This window comes from Ramlibacter agri, assembly GCF_012927085.1.
Lineage (GTDB): Bacteria > Pseudomonadota > Gammaproteobacteria > Burkholderiales > Burkholderiaceae_C > Ramlibacter > Ramlibacter agri.
The window spans coordinates 1,140,397-1,155,157 of record NZ_JABBFX010000003.1 but is presented as its reverse complement, the minus strand read 5'-3'; the positions used below and the strand labels follow the sequence as shown (position 1 = coordinate 1,155,157).

General features: G+C 68.9%; 13 protein-coding genes. 2 read left to right on the top strand and 11 right to left on the bottom strand.

Annotated elements, in window-relative coordinates:
- Positions 1-6: 6 nt before the first annotated feature.
- The 5 genes from prmA to HHL11_RS29695 all read right to left on the bottom strand — a co-directional run bounded on the left by prmA (position 7) and on the right by HHL11_RS29695 (position 3,975).
- Entirely contained in the window at positions 7-888 is an 882-nt protein-coding gene (gene prmA, locus HHL11_RS29715; RefSeq protein WP_169422212.1) for a 50S ribosomal protein L11 methyltransferase, read from the bottom strand.
- A complete protein-coding gene (gene accC / locus HHL11_RS29710) occupies positions 888-2,237 on the bottom strand; it encodes an acetyl-CoA carboxylase biotin carboxylase subunit (RefSeq protein WP_169422211.1) in 1,350 nt (449 codons plus the stop codon). The genes prmA and accC overlap by 1 nt, the downstream gene beginning before the upstream one ends.
- A 2-nt stretch (positions 2,238-2,239) precedes the next feature.
- The gene (gene accB / locus HHL11_RS29705) at positions 2,240-2,686 is read right to left on the bottom strand and encodes an acetyl-CoA carboxylase biotin carboxyl carrier protein (RefSeq protein ID WP_169422210.1); all 447 of its coding nucleotides are present in this window, start codon (positions 2,684-2,686) and stop codon (positions 2,240-2,242) included.
- 151 nt (positions 2,687-2,837) lie between these two features.
- The gene (locus tag HHL11_RS29700) at positions 2,838-3,389 is read right to left on the bottom strand and encodes a TlpA family protein disulfide reductase (protein ID WP_169422209.1); all 552 of its coding nucleotides are present in this window, start codon (positions 3,387-3,389) and stop codon (positions 2,838-2,840) included.
- Complete coding sequence (locus tag HHL11_RS29695; RefSeq protein ID WP_169422208.1) at positions 3,382-3,975, bottom strand: hypothetical protein; 594 nt, start codon at positions 3,973-3,975, stop codon at positions 3,382-3,384. Before HHL11_RS29695 ends, HHL11_RS29700 begins: the two co-directional genes overlap by 8 nt.
- Before the next feature lie 71 nt (positions 3,976-4,046).
- Between HHL11_RS29695 and HHL11_RS29690 the strand changes: the two genes are divergently transcribed.
- Together HHL11_RS29690 and mpl are read left to right on the top strand one after the other, a co-directional pair.
- Positions 4,047-5,675 carry a long-chain fatty acid--CoA ligase gene (locus HHL11_RS29690; RefSeq protein WP_169422207.1) on the top strand — a complete coding sequence of 543 codons (1,629 nt, stop codon included), beginning with the start codon at positions 4,047-4,049 and terminating at the stop codon, positions 5,673-5,675.
- Positions 5,676-5,820: 145 nt separating this feature from the next.
- Entirely contained in the window at positions 5,821-7,200 is a 1,380-nt protein-coding gene (gene mpl / locus HHL11_RS29685) for a UDP-N-acetylmuramate:L-alanyl-gamma-D-glutamyl-meso-diaminopimelate ligase (RefSeq protein WP_169422206.1), read from the top strand.
- Here the strand turns inward: mpl and HHL11_RS29680 are convergent.
- The 6 genes from HHL11_RS29680 to HHL11_RS29655 all read right to left on the bottom strand — a co-directional run bounded on the left by HHL11_RS29680 (position 7,197) and on the right by HHL11_RS29655 (position 14,758).
- Positions 7,197-8,246: a hypothetical protein gene (locus HHL11_RS29680; RefSeq protein WP_169422205.1), complete on the bottom strand. Its 1,050-nt coding sequence runs from the start codon at positions 8,244-8,246 to the stop codon at positions 7,197-7,199. The genes mpl and HHL11_RS29680 overlap by 4 nt on opposite strands.
- A gap of 94 nt (positions 8,247-8,340) precedes the next feature.
- Positions 8,341-9,456 (bottom strand): 3-deoxy-7-phosphoheptulonate synthase, encoded by a 1,116-nt coding sequence (locus HHL11_RS29675; RefSeq protein WP_169422204.1) that lies wholly within the window; start codon positions 9,454-9,456, stop codon positions 8,341-8,343.
- A gap of 204 nt (positions 9,457-9,660) precedes the next feature.
- On the bottom strand, positions 9,661-10,230 hold the full coding sequence (locus HHL11_RS29670; protein WP_169422203.1) for a hypothetical protein: 570 nt from the start codon (positions 10,228-10,230) through the stop codon (positions 9,661-9,663).
- 70 nt (positions 10,231-10,300) lie between these two features.
- Positions 10,301-11,761 (bottom strand): metalloprotease TldD, encoded by a 1,461-nt coding sequence (tldD, locus tag HHL11_RS29665; RefSeq protein WP_169422202.1) that lies wholly within the window; start codon positions 11,759-11,761, stop codon positions 10,301-10,303.
- A gap of 46 nt (positions 11,762-11,807) precedes the next feature.
- The gene (locus HHL11_RS29660; RefSeq protein WP_169422201.1) at positions 11,808-13,892 is read right to left on the bottom strand and encodes a protein kinase domain-containing protein; all 2,085 of its coding nucleotides are present in this window, start codon (positions 13,890-13,892) and stop codon (positions 11,808-11,810) included.
- A complete protein-coding gene (locus tag HHL11_RS29655) occupies positions 13,889-14,758 on the bottom strand; it encodes an NAD(P)-dependent oxidoreductase (RefSeq protein ID WP_169422200.1) in 870 nt (289 codons plus the stop codon). The genes HHL11_RS29660 and HHL11_RS29655 overlap by 4 nt, the downstream gene beginning before the upstream one ends.
- Positions 14,759-14,761 lie beyond the last annotated feature (3 nt).

The window sequence follows — 14,761 nt, the reverse complement described above, 5'->3', positions numbered from 1 at the left end:
GGCCGGTTACAGGGCGGCCGTCATGAGGATCCAGCCGTCCTCTTCGTCGCTCACCTGCAGCTGGCAATAGGGGGCGTAGGCCGCCTTCAGTTCGTCGGCCTGGCGCGACAGGATGCCGGCCAGCACCAGCGAGCCGCCCGGGGCCACATGCGCCGCAAGCAGCGGCGCCAGCACCTTCAAGGGCGTGGCCAGGATGTTGGCCAGCACGGTCTGGTACTTGCCGCCGGCGCGATCGGGCAGGCCCGCGTTCAGCGTCACGCTGTTGGCGCGGGCGTTGTCCTCGGTGGAGCGCACCGCCGCCTCGTCGATGTCGACCGCGTCGATATCGCTCGCGCCGAACTTGGCCGCGCCGATGGCGAGGATGCCCGAGCCGCAGCCGTAGTCCAGCACGCGCTGGCCGCGCGGCGCATGGTTGGCGATCCAGCGCAGGCACATGCGGGTGGTGGGATGCGTGCCGGTGCCGAAGGCCAGGCCCGGATCCAGGCGGATCACTTCCTGCGCCGCGGCCGGCGGCTCGTGCCAGGTCGGCACGATCCAGAAGCTGGGCGTGATCTCCACCGGCTCGAACTGCGATTGCGTCAGCCGCACCCAGTCCTGGTCGGGCACCGGCTGGATGCCCAGCAGCTTGCAGCCGGCGAAGAAGTCCTGCGGCTCCAGCAGCGTGGCTGCTTCGCGTGCGAGCTTCTCCTCGGCAAACAGGGCCACCACCAGCGAACGCTGCCAGCCCTCCTTGGGCGGCGGCATGCCGGGCTCGCCGAACAGCGCCTGTTCGGCCGGGGTCTGGGCGTCGGCGTCCTCCACCGAGATGGAGAGCGCGTCGAGGGCGTCCAGCGCCTCGCTGACGGCTTCGACGCGTTCCTCGGGGGCCAGCAGGCGCAGTTCGAACATCAGCGTTTGTGGTGGGACAACCACTCTTCCAGGTAGTGGATGTTGGTGCCACCGGCCATGAACTTCGCGTTGACCATCAGTTCGCGGTGCAGCGGGATGTTGGTCTTGATGCCTTCCACCACCGTCTCGGACAGCGCCGTGCGCATGCGTGCCAGCGCCTGCTCGCGGGTGTCGCCGTGCACGATGATCTTGCCGATCATCGAGTCGTAGTTGGGCGGCACGAAGTAGTTGTTGTACACGTGCGAGTCCACGCGCACGCCCGGGCCGCCGGGCTGGTGCCACAGCGTGATGCGCCCCGGCGAAGGCACGAAGTTGTACGGGTCCTCGGCGTTCACGCGGCATTCGATGGCGTGCCCGCGCAGCACGATGTCGCCCTGCTTGAAGGGCAGCTTCTCGCCGGCGGCCACCTGGATCTGCGTGCGGACGATGTCGATGCCGGTGATGAGCTCGGTCACCGGGTGCTCCACCTGCACGCGGGTGTTCATCTCGATGAAATAGAACTCGCCGTTCTCGTACAGGAACTCGAAGGTGCCCGCGCCGCGGTAGCCGATCTTCTTGCAGGCGGCGGAGCAGCGCTCGCCGATCTTCTCGATCAGCTTGCGCGGGATGCCCGGGGCCGGCGCTTCCTCGAGGATCTTCTGGTGGCGGCGCTGCATGGAGCAGTCGCGCTCGCCCAGGTAGACCGCGTTCTTGAACTTGTCGGCCAGCACCTGGATCTCGATGTGGCGCGGGTTCTGGAGGAACTTCTCCATGTACACGGCGGGATTGCCGAAGGCGGCCTGGGCCTCGGCCTTCGTCATCTGCACCGCGTTGATCAGCGCCGCTTCGGTGTGCACCACGCGCATGCCGCGGCCACCGCCGCCGCCCGCCGCCTTGATGATCACGGGGTAGCCGACGGCCTTGGCGATGCGGCGGATCTCGGCGGGGTTGTCCGGCAGTTCGCCTTCGGAACCGGGCACGCAGGGCACGCCGGCCTTGATCATGGCCTGCTTGGCCGAGACCTTGTCGCCCATCATGCGGATGTTGTCCGGCGTCGGGCCGATGAACTGGAAGCCGCTCTTTTCCACCCGCTCGGCGAAATCGGCGTTCTCCGAGAGGAAGCCGTAGCCGGGGTGGATGGCCTCGGCGTCCGTCACTTCGGCCGCCGAGATGATGGCCGGCATGTTCAGGTAGCTGAGGGGCGAGGGCGCGGGGCCGATGCAGACGGCCTCTTCCGCGAGCTTCACGTACTTGGCTTCGCGGTCAGCCTCGGAGTAGACCATGACGGCCTTGACGCCCAACTCGCTGCACGCGCGCTGGATGCGCAACGCAATCTCGCCTCGATTGGCGACGAGGATTTTCTTGAACATCTTTATTCGATGATGAACAGCGGCTGGCCGTATTCGACGGCCTGGCCGTTCTCCACCAGGATCTGGGTGACGGTGCCAGTCTTGTCCGCTTCGATCTCGTTGAGGATCTTCATCGCCTCGATGATGCAGATCGTGTCGCCTTCCTTGACCTGGGCGCCGACCTCGACGAAGGACTTGGCGCCGGGCGCGGAGGCACGATAGAAGGTTCCCACCATGGGCGACTTGACGGTATGGCCCGCGGGCGCTTCGGGCACGGCCGGCGCGGGCGCGGCGGCCAGCGCGGGCGCGGCCACGGCGGCAGGCAGCACCTGGGGCTGGGCGACGGCATGCACCATCGCCGGACCGCCCTTGACGATCCGGACCTTGCCTTCGGCTTCCGTGATCTCGAGTTCGGAGACGTTCGATTCGGACACGAGGTCGATCAACGTCTTGAGTTTGCGCAGGTCCATGGGAGGGTTCTCCACCTCGTTTTATGAGAGGACGCGAATTTACAGCAAAATCCGCTTACTTCGGTCTTCTGGCGCGATTTGATGTTTAAATGTTTTACGCGCCACCGTCCTGCGGTACCGGGAACCAGCGGCGGCAAACGCCGCGCGGAGCTCAGGCCGAGGCGGACCAGGCTTGCAGGTCCGCCGGGCTGACCCGCCCCATTCTACGCTGCCGCACTCGCCCATCGGCGCCGAAAACGACGCTGAACGGCAGCCCGCCGACGGCGTTGCCCAGGTTCTTCGACAGCTCGGTGCCCTCCAGGCCGGCCAGCCCGATCGGGAAAGTCACCGGCGTCCGCTGCAGGAAAGTCCGCACCGCACTCGGTTGGTCCACGGCCAGGCCGATCACTTGCCAGCCTTTCGCCGCATGTTCGCGGTAGAAGGCGTCCAGCATCGGCATTTCTTCCACGCACGGCGGACACCAGGTGGCCCAGAAGTTCACCAGCAGCGGCTTGCCTTTCAAACCGGCCATGGGCAGGCTCGCGCCTTGCGGCGTGCGGAAGTCCAGCGTCCACAAATGAGCCACCGCGGCCTCGTCGACGTCGCCTTCGCGCAGGCGCCACCACGCGATGCCGGCGCCGGCAAGGGCCGCGACGGCGGCGACCCCGGCGACCAGTCCGCGCCGCGAGGGATGGGCGATTTCGTTGGCAGTCGTCTCAGTCATGGCTTGCCTCCACCAGCGCACGCACGGCCTTGATGTCGCCGCGCGGCGTGCGGCCCTGGTTGTCGCGCCGCAAGGCGCCCCGCAGATCGTCGTGGTCGTACACCAGCAGGTGCACGCCGATGGACTCGCCCAGTTCGCGGCTCACGGAGCTGATGCTCAGGGCCTCCACCGAATCGCCGTTGAAGCCGGTGACCGTGCGCGGCGTGTAATCGACCTCGTGGTCGATCAGCGCGATCTCCGCAGACTTGGGGTCGTCGCAGAACAGCTGCAGGTAGATGTCCGAAAGCCGCGTGGCCGTGCCATGCCAGACTGCCCCGCCCAGGTAGGGCCGGAACTCCTGCAGCCGCTCCATCCACGTGAGCGCCAGCTTCCGCAAGGCCGCCAGTTCGACGGGCTGGGTGTCGGCATGGAAGATGGCGATGTACTCGCGCACCGCTTCCTCGACCTGGTCGTTGTCCGGCAGGCCCGCCCGCGTGGGCAGCCCCAGCTCCTTCACCGCCCGCTTCTTGGCCGGGCCGTATTCCAGGCCCTCTTCCACCACCAGCCGGGCGGCGGTCGCGGCAATTTCCGCCTGCACTGTGTCCATCCCGTGGATTCTGCATTGCCTGGACAGGTCCCGGCCCGTAGAGTGGTCTCCACCAGCCCAGGAGACAGGCCATGAAGAGCACGATGATGGCGGCGCCGCTTTCCCTCAACCACCTGCTGGAGCGCGCCGGCCGGCTGTTCGCGGGCAACGAGATCGTCTCGCGCCTGCCGGACAAGTCGCTGCGGCGGCACAGCTACGGCGAGTTCTACCGCCGCGCCCGCGCCCTCGCCTCGGCCCTGCAAAAGCTGGGACTGAAGAAGGGCGAGCGGGTCGCCACCCTCTGCTGGAACCACCATGCCCACCTGGAATGCTACTTCGGCATCCCGGCCGCCGGCGGCGTCATGCACACGCTGAACCTGCGCCTGGCGCCGGACGAAATCGGCTGGATCGCCGGCAATGCGCAGGACCGCTTCCTGGTGGTGGACGACGTGCTGCTGCCGCTGTACGAACAGTTCGCCGGGCTGCATCGCTTCGAGCAGGTGATCGTGTTCCCGTTCTCCGGCAAGCCGGTGCCGGAGGGCTTCGCCAACTACGAAGCCTTGCTCGACGCGGCCGACCCGGACGGTTTCGACTACGCGCCGCACGAGGAGGACGACCCGATCGCCATGTGCTACACGTCCGGCACCACCGGCCGGCCCAAGGGCGTGGCCTATTCGCACCGGTCCACCATCCTGCACACCCTGGTCGCGAGCCTCGGCGACTTCTGGGGCCTGCGCGGGACCGACGTCGTGCTGCCGGTCACGCCCATGTTCCACGCCAACAGCTGGGGCATGCCGTATGGGGCGGTGATGATGGGCGTGAAGCTGGTCTTCCCCGGCCCGCACCTGCACCCCGAGGACCTCCTGGACCTGATGCAGCTGGAGCCGCCCACCTTGTCGCTGGGCGTGCCGACGATCTGGCTGACCCTGATCCAGGCCTTCGACGCGGCGCAGGACCCGGCCTCCCCCCATCACGGACGCTGGAAGCTGCCGCGCGGCATGCGTTCCCTGGTCGGCGGGGCGGCGGTGCCGGAGGCGCTGATCCGCGCCTTCGACAAGCACGGCATCTGGATCGAGCAGGGCTGGGGCATGACCGAGACCTCGCCGGTCTGCACCATCTCCTATCCGCGCGCCGAATTGCGCGACGCCAGCCAGGACGAGAAGTACCGGCGCGCCGCGATGGCGGGCGCGCCGGTGCCGCTGGTGGACCTGCGCGTGATCGGCGACGAGGGCGAACAGCCCTGGGACGGCAAGAGCGTGGGCGAGATCCAGGTGCGCGGGCCTTTCATCACCGGCAGCTACCACGAGGTGCCCGTGAGCCCCGACAAGTTCACCGCCGACGGCTGGCTGCGCACCGGCGACGTGGCCAGCGTGGACCCGCTGGGCTTCGTGCGCATCACCGACCGCACCAAAGACCTGATCAAGTCCGGCGGCGAGTGGATCAGCTCGGTGGACCTGGAGAACACGCTGATGGCGCATCCCGCCGTCGCCGAGGCGGCGGTGATCGCGATCCACGACGACAAATGGGGCGAGCGGCCGCTGGCCTGCGTGGTGCTGAAGAAGGGCGCGGAAGCGCAGGCGGACGCGTTGAACGCCGTCCTGCTGCAGCACGGCTTCGCCAGGTGGCAACTGCCGGACCGCTACGAGTTCATCGACGCCGTGCCGCGCACGTCGACGGGGAAGTTCTGGAAGCTGAAGCTGCGGGAGCGGTTCGCGCGCTGAGCAACCTGGACTTCCGAACGCAAAGGACGCAAAGGTCCGCAAAGGACACAAAAAAATCTTTGTTTTGACTCTTTTGCGTTCTTGGCGATCCTTTGCGGCCTTCGCGTTCGGAAGTCCGGATTCGGGTTTCGGATAATCGTGCCCCATGCACATCCACATCCTCGGCATCTGCGGCACGTTCATGGGAGGGCTGGCCGCGCTCGCCCGCGAGGCGGGGCACAAGGTGACCGGTTGCGACACCGGCGTCTATCCGCCCATGAGCGACCAGCTGCGCGCCCTCGGCATCGACCTGATCGAAGGCTACGGCACCGAGCAGCTCGCGCTGCAGCCCGATGTCTGGGTGGTCGGCAACGTGGTCTCGCGCGCCCGCCTGCCCGATGGCTCGCCGCGCTACCCGCTGATGGAAGCCATCCTGGACCAGGGCCTGCGCTACACCAGCGGCCCGCAGTGGCTGGCCGAACACGTGCTGCAAGGCCGCCACGTGCTGGCCGTCGCCGGCACGCACGGCAAGACCACGACCACGTCCATGCTGGCGTGGATCCTGGAACACGCCGGCCTGCAGCCCGGCTTCCTGGTCGGCGGCGTGCCGCTCAATTTCGGCGTGTCGGCCCGCCTGGGCAACATGGCGCGGCCCTTCACCCCCTTCGTGATCGAAGCGGACGAATACGACACCGCGTTTTTCGACAAGCGCAGCAAGTTCATCCACTACCGCCCGCGCACGGCGGTGCTGAACAACCTGGAGTTCGACCACGCCGACATCTTCGACGACCTCGCGGCGATCGAGCGGCAGTTCCACCACCTGGTGCGCACCGTGCCTTCCACCGGCCGGCTGGTCGTCAACGGGCTGGAAGAAAGCCTGGCGCGCGTCATGCACCAGGGCTGCTGGAGCGAGATGCGCAGCTTCGGCGCCGCGGTCAGCGACTTCCGCGCCGAAGGCGAGCCGGGCCACTTCGAGGTGCTGGAACAGGGCCACCGCGTGGCCACCGTGCACTGGGAAGTGGGCGGCGTGCACAACCAGCTGAATGCGCTGGCGGCGATCGCCGCTGCGCAGCACGTGGGCGTGACGCCCGCCGCGGCCGCTGCGGCGCTGCGCGAATTCCGCAACGTCAAGCGCCGCATGGAAGTGCGCGGCGTGGCCGGCGGGATCACCGTCTACGACGACTTCGCCCACCATCCCACCGCCATCCGCACCACCATCGACGGCCTGCGCCGCCAGGTCGGCACGCAGCGCATCCTGGCCGTGTTCGAGCCGCGCAGCAACACGATGAAGCTGGGCACGATGAAGGCGCAGCTGCCCTGGAGCCTGGAGCAGGCGGACCTGTCCTTCTGCCATGCCGGCGGGCTGGGCTGGGATCCGGCGGACGCGCTGGCGCCGATGGGCGAGAAGGCGCGCGTCGCGCACACCGTACCGGAACTGGTGGAACAGGTGCGCGCCGTCACACGGCCTGGGGACCATGTGCTCTGCATGAGCAATGGCGGCTTCGGTGGTGTCCACGCGAAGTTGTTGGAAGCGCTGGGTCGCTAGTTCAAAGGCGCCGGCAGCGTCCGATCCGGCAACAGCGGCGCTGGCGCCGTCATATCCTGCGGCACCGGGCGGCGCAGCGCTTCGGTGAACGCCGTCGGGTCCAGCTCCGAGACGAACACGCTGCTGCCCGCCGGCGTCGAGTCGCCCACGGGCGGACGCGAGATCGCGCCCAGCGCCCGCTTGGCGTTGGAGGTGATCGAGCCCACCACGTACAGCGCCGCCAGGCAACGCGCCAGCGGGGCTTCGGCCAGGCCGGTGGAGTGCTGCAGATGCTCGAAGGTCATGCCGGGCGAAGCCACCAGCTCGCGTAGCAACAGCAGGTGCGCGTCCTTCAACTGCCGTTGCGGCAGCCGCGGCGGCCGGCGGAAATAGAGGGCGTCCTTGCGATAGTGCGGCGGCAGCAGGTCGCGCTGCGTGCGCAAGGCGTATTGCCACATCAGCTGCGAGACGCTGATGCGCGGGAAGTTGGGCGGCACGACCACGGCACCGTGGTCGCGGATGCACCAGGTGGCGCCTTCGAAATCGGCGGCGTTGCTGCCCGGGCGCACGCCGGCGCCGAGCTTCAGGTCCACCACCGCCAGCAGGTCGCTGCCACGGATCACTTCCCAGGAGCCCGCGCCCAGCGTGGGCTGGGTTTCGGCCAGGCTGGAAGCCAGGCAGAACTGCGAGATCATGGCCTGCATCCAGCCGGCAAACTGGTCCAGGACTGCCGCGGCGCGGTCCGCATCGGCGAGATCGAAAGTCACGGCGGGCTCGAAGCCGGGCGCCGCCAGCGGCAGCGTGAAGCCGACCGGGCGGTCGACATCGGCCAGCGCCAGCTGCACCGAGCGGCCCGAAGGCACGCCGGGCTGCACGCGCAGCATGCCGGTGCCCACCACCATCGTGCGGCTGCCTTCCAGCCACCACCCGTCCCCATCCGCGAACGGGGCGAGCTGCCATTCGGCGCGTGCAGAACGGGCCTTGGCCGCCACTTCGGCGGCGGCTTTCTGTTGTGCCTCGCTGAATCCGCCCAGTCCGAGGCGCAGGACTGGTAGCTCGATCGTCATGTTCCCCTCGCCGGCTCTACGGCCGGGTAGGAGGACTATAGGGGGAGTGTTTCTACTTGTAAACGCGAGTCAGAAGAAAGCTGCGCACTTTGTCTCATTTCCGACGGGCACGCACGGCTTGCGCCAGTTCCTCCAGCAAGTCCTCGGAGGCGACCCAGCCGATGCAGGCATCAGTAATGCTTTTCCCGTACTCGAGGGCGCGCGGGTCTTCCTTGCCCGGCGTGAACTTCTGCGCGCCGGGCTGCAGGTGGCTTTCCACCATCACGCCGAAAATCCGCCGCGAGCCGCCCACGATCTGCGCGCCGATGTCGCGGGCGACGTCGACCTGCCGCTCCGCCTGCTTGCTGCTGTTGGCATGGCTGCAGTCCACCATCAGGCGCGGGTTCAGCTGCGCGGCCTCGAGTTCCTTGCACGCCGCTTCGACGCTTGCCGCGTCGTAGTTGGGCGCCTTGCCGCCTCGCAGGATGACGTGGCAGTCGCGATTGCCATTGGTCTGCACGATCGCGACCTGGCCGTTCTTGTGCACCGACAGGAAGTGGTGCGGCCGCGCCGCCGCCTGGATGGCATCGGTCGCGATCTTGATGTTGCCGTCGGTGCCGTTCTTGAAGCCGATCGGCGCCGACAGGCCCGAGGCCAGCTCGCGGTGCACCTGGCTTTCGGTGGTGCGCGCGCCGATCGCGCCCCAGGAAATCAGGTCGCCGATGTACTGCGGCGAAATCACGTCCAGGAACTCGCTGCCCGCCGGCAGGCCCAGCCGGTTGATCTCGATCAGCAGCTGGCGCGCGATGCGCAGGCCTTCGTCGATGCGGAAGCTCTCGTCCAGGTAGGGGTCGTTGATGAGGCCCTTCCAGCCCACCGTGGTGCGCGGCTTCTCGAAGTAGACCCGCATCACGACCTCCAGGTCCTGCGCGTACTTGTCGCGCAGCACCTTCAGCCGGCGCGCGTACTCCACCGCCGCGGCCGGGTCGTGGATCGAGCACGGGCCGATCACCACCAGCAGCCGGTCGTCGCGGCCATCCATGATGTCGTGGATGGCATGCCGGGTGCGGCTGATCAGCGCCTCCACCGGCGTGCCGCGGATCGGGAAGAAGCGGATCAGGTGTTCGGGTGGCGGCAGCACGGTGATGTCCTTGATGCGTTCGTCGTCGGTCTGGCCGGTCTTGTCGACGGGGTGGGCATGCCAGGCATCGGGGTTCGCTTTCGGGGTCATGTCGTGCTCGGTGAAGTTCTTGAGGGCCCAACAAAAAACCGCCGGGGTTGCCGGCGGTTTGTTTGAGGATTCGGTGCGTTTGTTGCAGGTACGCTCAGATCTCTCTACCGCCGGGGGCGCTGGAGAACCAAAAGTAGCCAAAAAAGAAGGCGCGGACGAAACGCATGGGAATCAATGTAGCACAGAAATGCTGCATCGCAACGCTTACCGGCGCAGGCGTTTCCACCACTGCACGGCGCGGTCGACGCGGGGCTGGTCGAGCGAACCGAGCGCCGAACCGATGGTGCCTTCGCCTTCTTCGCGCTGCAGCCACTGCTGGTACATGTCGATCAGCAGCATGCCTTCGCCCAGCGTGCGCCAGGCCACCAGCGCGAAGTCCTGCGGCGTCACGGTGAGCTCGTCGCCCCAGGGCTCGACGTCCAGCAGCCACTGCCCGATCAGCACGCGGAAGTTGTTCAGCGCCTGCAGGTAGGCGGCGTATTCGTACAGGCCGCGCCACGTGAGGCCGAGGTTCACGACCAGCGTGCGGTGTTCGCGCAGCACGGTGAGCATGTCCATCAGCGCCGGCGCGATGCGCTCGCGGCGGCGGCTCTTCTTCATCGACGCGATCACCGACTCGGCGTGCACGGCCAGTTCGCCCATGCTTTCGGACAGCATGCGGCTGTCCTCGTCGGCCACGGCGTGGCGCAGGAAATTGCTCAACCCCCCGAAGGTGTCGATGCTCGGGAAGTTGGTGAAGCGGTCGATCGGAAGCCGCGAACTCGGCGTGCTCATGTCACGCCGAGTATTGCAGCTATGCATCTAAATGCCTAGGGCGCCTCCCTAGGCGCGTGGCAAAGCCGCGTCAGGCCGTGCCGCCGACCGTGAGGCCGTCGATGCGCAGCGTCGGCTGGCCCACGCCCACCGGCACGCTCTGGCCTTCCTTGCCGCAGGTGCCGACGCCGGTGTCCAGCTTCATGTCGTTGCCGATCATGCTGACGCGCGTGAGCGCATCCGGGCCGTTGCCGACGATGGTGGCGCCCTTCACCGGATAGAGGATCTTGCCCTTCTCCACCCAGTAGGCCTCGCTGGCGGAGAACACGAACTTGCCGGAGGTGATGTCCACCTGGCCGCCGCCGAAGTTGACGGCATACAGGCCCTTCTCGATGCTGGCCACGATCTCCGCCGGGTCGCGGTCGCCAGCCAGCATGTAGGTGTTGGTCATGCGCGGCATCGGGATGTGCGCATAGCTCTCGCGCCGGCCGTTGCCGGTGGGCTTGACGCCCATCAGGCGCGCATTCAGCGAGTCCTGGATGTAGCCGCGCAGGATGCCATCTTCGATCAGCACGTTGCGCTGGCTGGGGTTGCCTTCGTCGTCGACGTTCAGCGAGCCGCGGCGGTCGGCGATGGTGCCGTCGTCCAGCACCGTCACGCCCTTGGCGGCGACGCGCTGGCCGATGCGCCCGCTGAAGGCGCTGGAGCCCTTGCGGTTGAAGTCGCCTTCCAGGCCGTGGCCCACCGCTTCGTGCAGCAGGATGCCAGGCCAGCCCGGGCCGAGCACGACGGTCATCTCGCCGGCGGGCGCGGGACGCGACTCGAGGTTGGTCAGCGCCGCCTTCACGGCGTCGTCCACGTACTGCTGGCAGTGCGCGTCGTCGAAATAGGCCAGGCCGAAGCGGCCACCGCCGCCGCCGGAGCCGATCTCGCGGCGGCCGTTCTGCTCCGCGATCACCGTCACCGACAGCCGCACCAGCGGCCGCACGTCGGCGGCGATGGTGCCGTCGGCACGCGCCACCAGCACCACGTCGTATTCACTGGCGAGCCCCGCCATCACCTGCGCCACGCGCGGGTCCTTGGCACGGGCCATCTGCTCCACCTTCTCCAGCAGCTTGACCTTCGAGGTGCTGTCCAGCGTGGCGATCGGGTCCAGTCCCGCGTACAGCGAGCGGCTGCCCGCCACGTGCGGCGCCGTCACGCGCACCTTGCCGCCACCGGCCGCCGCGCCGATGCTGCGCACCGTGCGCGCCGCGTCCAGCAGCGAAGCCTCGGAGATGTCGTCGGAATAGGCGAAGGCCGTCTTCTCGCCGCTCACCGCCCGCACGCCCACGCCCTGGTCGATGCTGAAGCTCCCGGTCTTGACGATGCCCTCTTCCAGGCTCCAGCCTTCGCTGCGCGTGTACTGGAAGTACAGGTCGGCGTCGTCCACGCGGTGCTTCCGGATCTCGGCCAGCGCCCGGGTCAGGTGGGTTTCGTCGAGGCCGAAGGGTTCGAGCAGCAGCGCCTTGGCGGTCGCAAGGCGTTCGATGGTGGGTTCGCGCGAGATCATCGGGGCATTGTAGGCCGGGGCTCTTGCCCGCGCGGTCAGCGGCGGCTTACGCGGCTGGGCCCGCCAGGGTTCTCAGCAATGGGCGCTCGCGCAGGTCCGCGATCAGCGCGCCGGCGCTCGCATAGCGATCCGCCGGCTGCTTCGCCATCAGGCGGTCCAGCACCGGCTGCAGGCCTTCGAACTCCAGCGGCAGGCTGGGCACGGGCGCGGTGAGGTGCCGCGCCAGCAGCAGGTCCAGCGTCTCGGCCTGGTAGGGGCGGCTGCCGGTGAGCATTTCGTACAACATCACGCCCAGGCTGTACAGGTCGCTGGCCGGCGTGATGGCGCGCCCCGCAGCCTGCTCCGGGCTCAGGTAGAAGGGCGTGCCCACCACGTCGCCATGCCGCGTCTGCGTCAGCGCCAGCTGGTCCTGCTGCAGCATGGACTTGGCCACGCCGAAATCCGCCAGCGCCACGCTGCCGTCGGCGCGCACCATCACGTTCTCCGGCTTCAGGTCGCGGTGGATGATGCCGTGGCCATGGATCACCTCCAGCGCGCGCGCCAGCTGCAGCGTCACCTGCAGCACCCGCTCGCGGTCCATGCCGGCGCGCAGCTCGCGACGCAGGTCGCCGCGCTCGAAGTACTCCATCGCGATGTAGGCCAGGTCGTCGCTGAAGCCCTGGTCGTAGATGCAGGTGACGTGCGGGTCGGCGATCCGCGACAGCAGCGCGTATTCCTGGATGAAGCGTGCCAGGTTCTCGCTGGTGGCGGTGCCGTTCGCGGCCAGCACCTTCAGCACCGCGGGCAGGCCGTCCTCCTCGCGCTCGGCCAGGTACACCTGCGACATGCCGCCGTCGGCCAGCTTGCGCGTCAGGCGGTAGTCCTTCAGCCGGATCGGCGCGCCCTCGCCTTCGAAGCTGTGCGCCTTCACCGCCGTCAGCGAGCTGCGCAGCGCGCCCTTGACGGCGCGCGCCGTCATCTCCGAGTTGATGCGCAGCGCCTCCTGGATGTCGGCGGCGCGCTCCACCAGCACGGCGGCGCCCGGATGGCTGTCCTCGGGACCGGGCTGCAGGCCCACGATCTCGGCGACGTCGACGAAGCCGTGCCGCCCGCGCACTTCCAGCGAAGTCATGGCCCCGGTCTGCACGCCGCTGCCCGCGGCCTGCAGCACCGCGGAACTGGCGACAACGGTCCAGCCCAGTTCCTTGCTGGCGTCTTCCAGCCGCGCCGCGGTGTTGACGGTGTCGCCGATGGGCGTCAACTCCTTCTGCTCGCCGCTGCCCAGGCGGGCGATGGTGACCTCGCCGGCGTGCAGGCCCACCCCGATGGCAAAAGGCGGCAAGCCGCGCGCGCCGAAGCGCTCGAGGACCCAGTCGCGGAATTCGTGCGTGGCCAGCGCCACCGCCAACGAAGCCGACACGGCGCGCCGCGCCGCCGGCGGACCCTCCTGGCCGGGGACGGCGGTGAACACCGCCATCAGGCCGTCGCCGATGAACTTCAGGTAGCGGCCGCCATTGGCCAGCACCGGCGCACAGGTCCGCTCGAAATATTCGGTCAGCAGCTCCGCCACTTCCGTCGAATCGAGCCGCTCGGCCAGCGAGGTGAAGTTGCGGATGTCGGAGAACAGCACCGTGGCCTGCAGCACCTGGTCCGGGACGGCGCCCGGCGGCGGCTGCAGGCCGAACGGCTCGTCCGCCTTCACGCCGCCCAGGATCTGGGTGAAGGCGCGGCGCAGCAGTTCCTCGCGCCGGCGCACCGCGGTGGCGATGGATTCCTCGATGCGGCCGCGCTTCTTCTGCAGCCCGTCCAGCGCTTCCAGCAGTTCGCTGCGCGTGAAGGGCTTGCCCAGGTAGTCGTCCGCGCCGGCGCTCATGCCGCGCCGCATGCTGGCGCGGTCGTCCAGCGCGGTCAGCATCAGGATCGCCGTCGTCGCCAGCTCGGGCTCGGCGCGCACGCTTTCCACCAGCGCGAAGCCGTCCAGCCCCGGCATGCCGATGTCGGTGATCAGGATGTCCGGGCGCAGCAGGCGCGCCTGCGCCAGGCCCTCGCGGCCGTCGGCCGCCGTGGCCGTGTCGTAGCCTTCCAGCCGCAACAGCCGCGCGATGTTGTTGCGGATCGCCGCCTCGTCCTCGACCACCAGGATCTTCGTCATCGGCCCGAAAGTAGCTTGAACAGGGCCGCGTCGTCCAGCCCTGCGTAGCCGGCCGCCGCCGCGCGCTCGAACACTTCGTGCGCCGCCGGACCCAGTGGTCCCTCGAAACCGGCGGCGGACGCGGCCTGCAGGGCCAGGCCGGTGTCCTTCTGCAGCAGGCTCACGTGGGCGCGCGGCGCGTAGTCGCCGGCGATGGCGCGGCGCAGGCGGTCGGAGGCGATCCAGCTCTGGCCGCTCGATTGCTCGATCACGTCGAGCGTGCGCGCGAGGTCCAGGCCCAGCCGCTGCGCAAGCGCCAGCGCCTCGGCGGCGCCCGCCAGGTTGATGCCGGCGAGCAGGTTGTTGACCAGCTTGGTCCGCGCGCCGTCGCCGGGCCGCGTGCCGACGCGGAACACCTTGCGGCTGAGGCTTTCGATCAAGCCGCGCTGCTGCTCGAAAGCGGCGTCGGCGCAGGCGACCATCAGGCTCATGCTGCCGTCGCGGGCGCGGACCGGGCCACCGGACATCGGCGCGTCGATGGGCACGAGGCCCAGGGCCTGCAGGCGATCGGCCGAGCGCTCGACGTCCTGCGGCGCGATGGTGGGGCACAGCAGCACCGCTGCGCCGGCCGGCAACGCCGCCGCGGCGCCGCGCTCGCCGAACAAGACCTGTTCGACCTGCGCCGCATCGACGACGCACACGATCAGGGCCGAAGCATCGTGCGCCGCGGCGGCGGGATCGGCCGCCGCCCGCGCGCCCTGCGCGACCAGCGCCTGCACGGGCTCGGCCAGGAGGTCACAGGCCTGCACCGCGAAGCCCAGCTCCAGCAGGCGGGCCGCCATCGCCCCGCCCATGTTGCCGACACCGACGATGCCGACCCGCTGCATGCG

What these genes read in the sequence shown, in the direction of transcription:
- prmA (WP_169422212.1), bottom strand. Translation starts at nt 888, where the DNA reads ATGTTCGAACTGCGCCTGCTGGCCCCCGAGGAACGCGTCGAAGCCGTC.
- accC (WP_169422211.1), bottom strand. Translation starts at nt 2,237, where the DNA reads ATGTTCAAGAAAATCCTCGTCGCCAATCGAGGCGAGATTGCGTTGCGC.
- accB (WP_169422210.1), bottom strand. Translation starts at nt 2,686, where the DNA reads ATGGACCTGCGCAAACTCAAGACGTTGATCGACCTCGTGTCCGAATCG.
- HHL11_RS29700 (WP_169422209.1), bottom strand. Translation starts at nt 3,389, where the DNA reads ATGACTGAGACGACTGCCAACGAAATCGCCCATCCCTCGCGGCGCGGA.
- HHL11_RS29695 (WP_169422208.1), bottom strand. Translation starts at nt 3,975, where the DNA reads ATGGACACAGTGCAGGCGGAAATTGCCGCGACCGCCGCCCGGCTGGTG.
- HHL11_RS29690 (WP_169422207.1), top strand. Translation starts at nt 4,047, where the DNA reads ATGAAGAGCACGATGATGGCGGCGCCGCTTTCCCTCAACCACCTGCTG.
- mpl (WP_169422206.1), top strand. Translation starts at nt 5,821, where the DNA reads ATGCACATCCACATCCTCGGCATCTGCGGCACGTTCATGGGAGGGCTG.
- HHL11_RS29680 (WP_169422205.1), bottom strand. Translation starts at nt 8,246, where the DNA reads ATGACGATCGAGCTACCAGTCCTGCGCCTCGGACTGGGCGGATTCAGC.
- HHL11_RS29675 (WP_169422204.1), bottom strand. Translation starts at nt 9,456, where the DNA reads ATGACCCCGAAAGCGAACCCCGATGCCTGGCATGCCCACCCCGTCGAC.
- HHL11_RS29670 (WP_169422203.1), bottom strand. Translation starts at nt 10,230, where the DNA reads ATGAGCACGCCGAGTTCGCGGCTTCCGATCGACCGCTTCACCAACTTC.
- tldD (WP_169422202.1), bottom strand. Translation starts at nt 11,761, where the DNA reads ATGATCTCGCGCGAACCCACCATCGAACGCCTTGCGACCGCCAAGGCG.
- HHL11_RS29660 (WP_169422201.1), bottom strand. Translation starts at nt 13,892, where the DNA reads ATGACGAAGATCCTGGTGGTCGAGGACGAGGCGGCGATCCGCAACAAC.
- HHL11_RS29655 (WP_169422200.1), bottom strand. Translation starts at nt 14,758, where the DNA reads ATGCAGCGGGTCGGCATCGTCGGTGTCGGCAACATGGGCGGGGCGATG.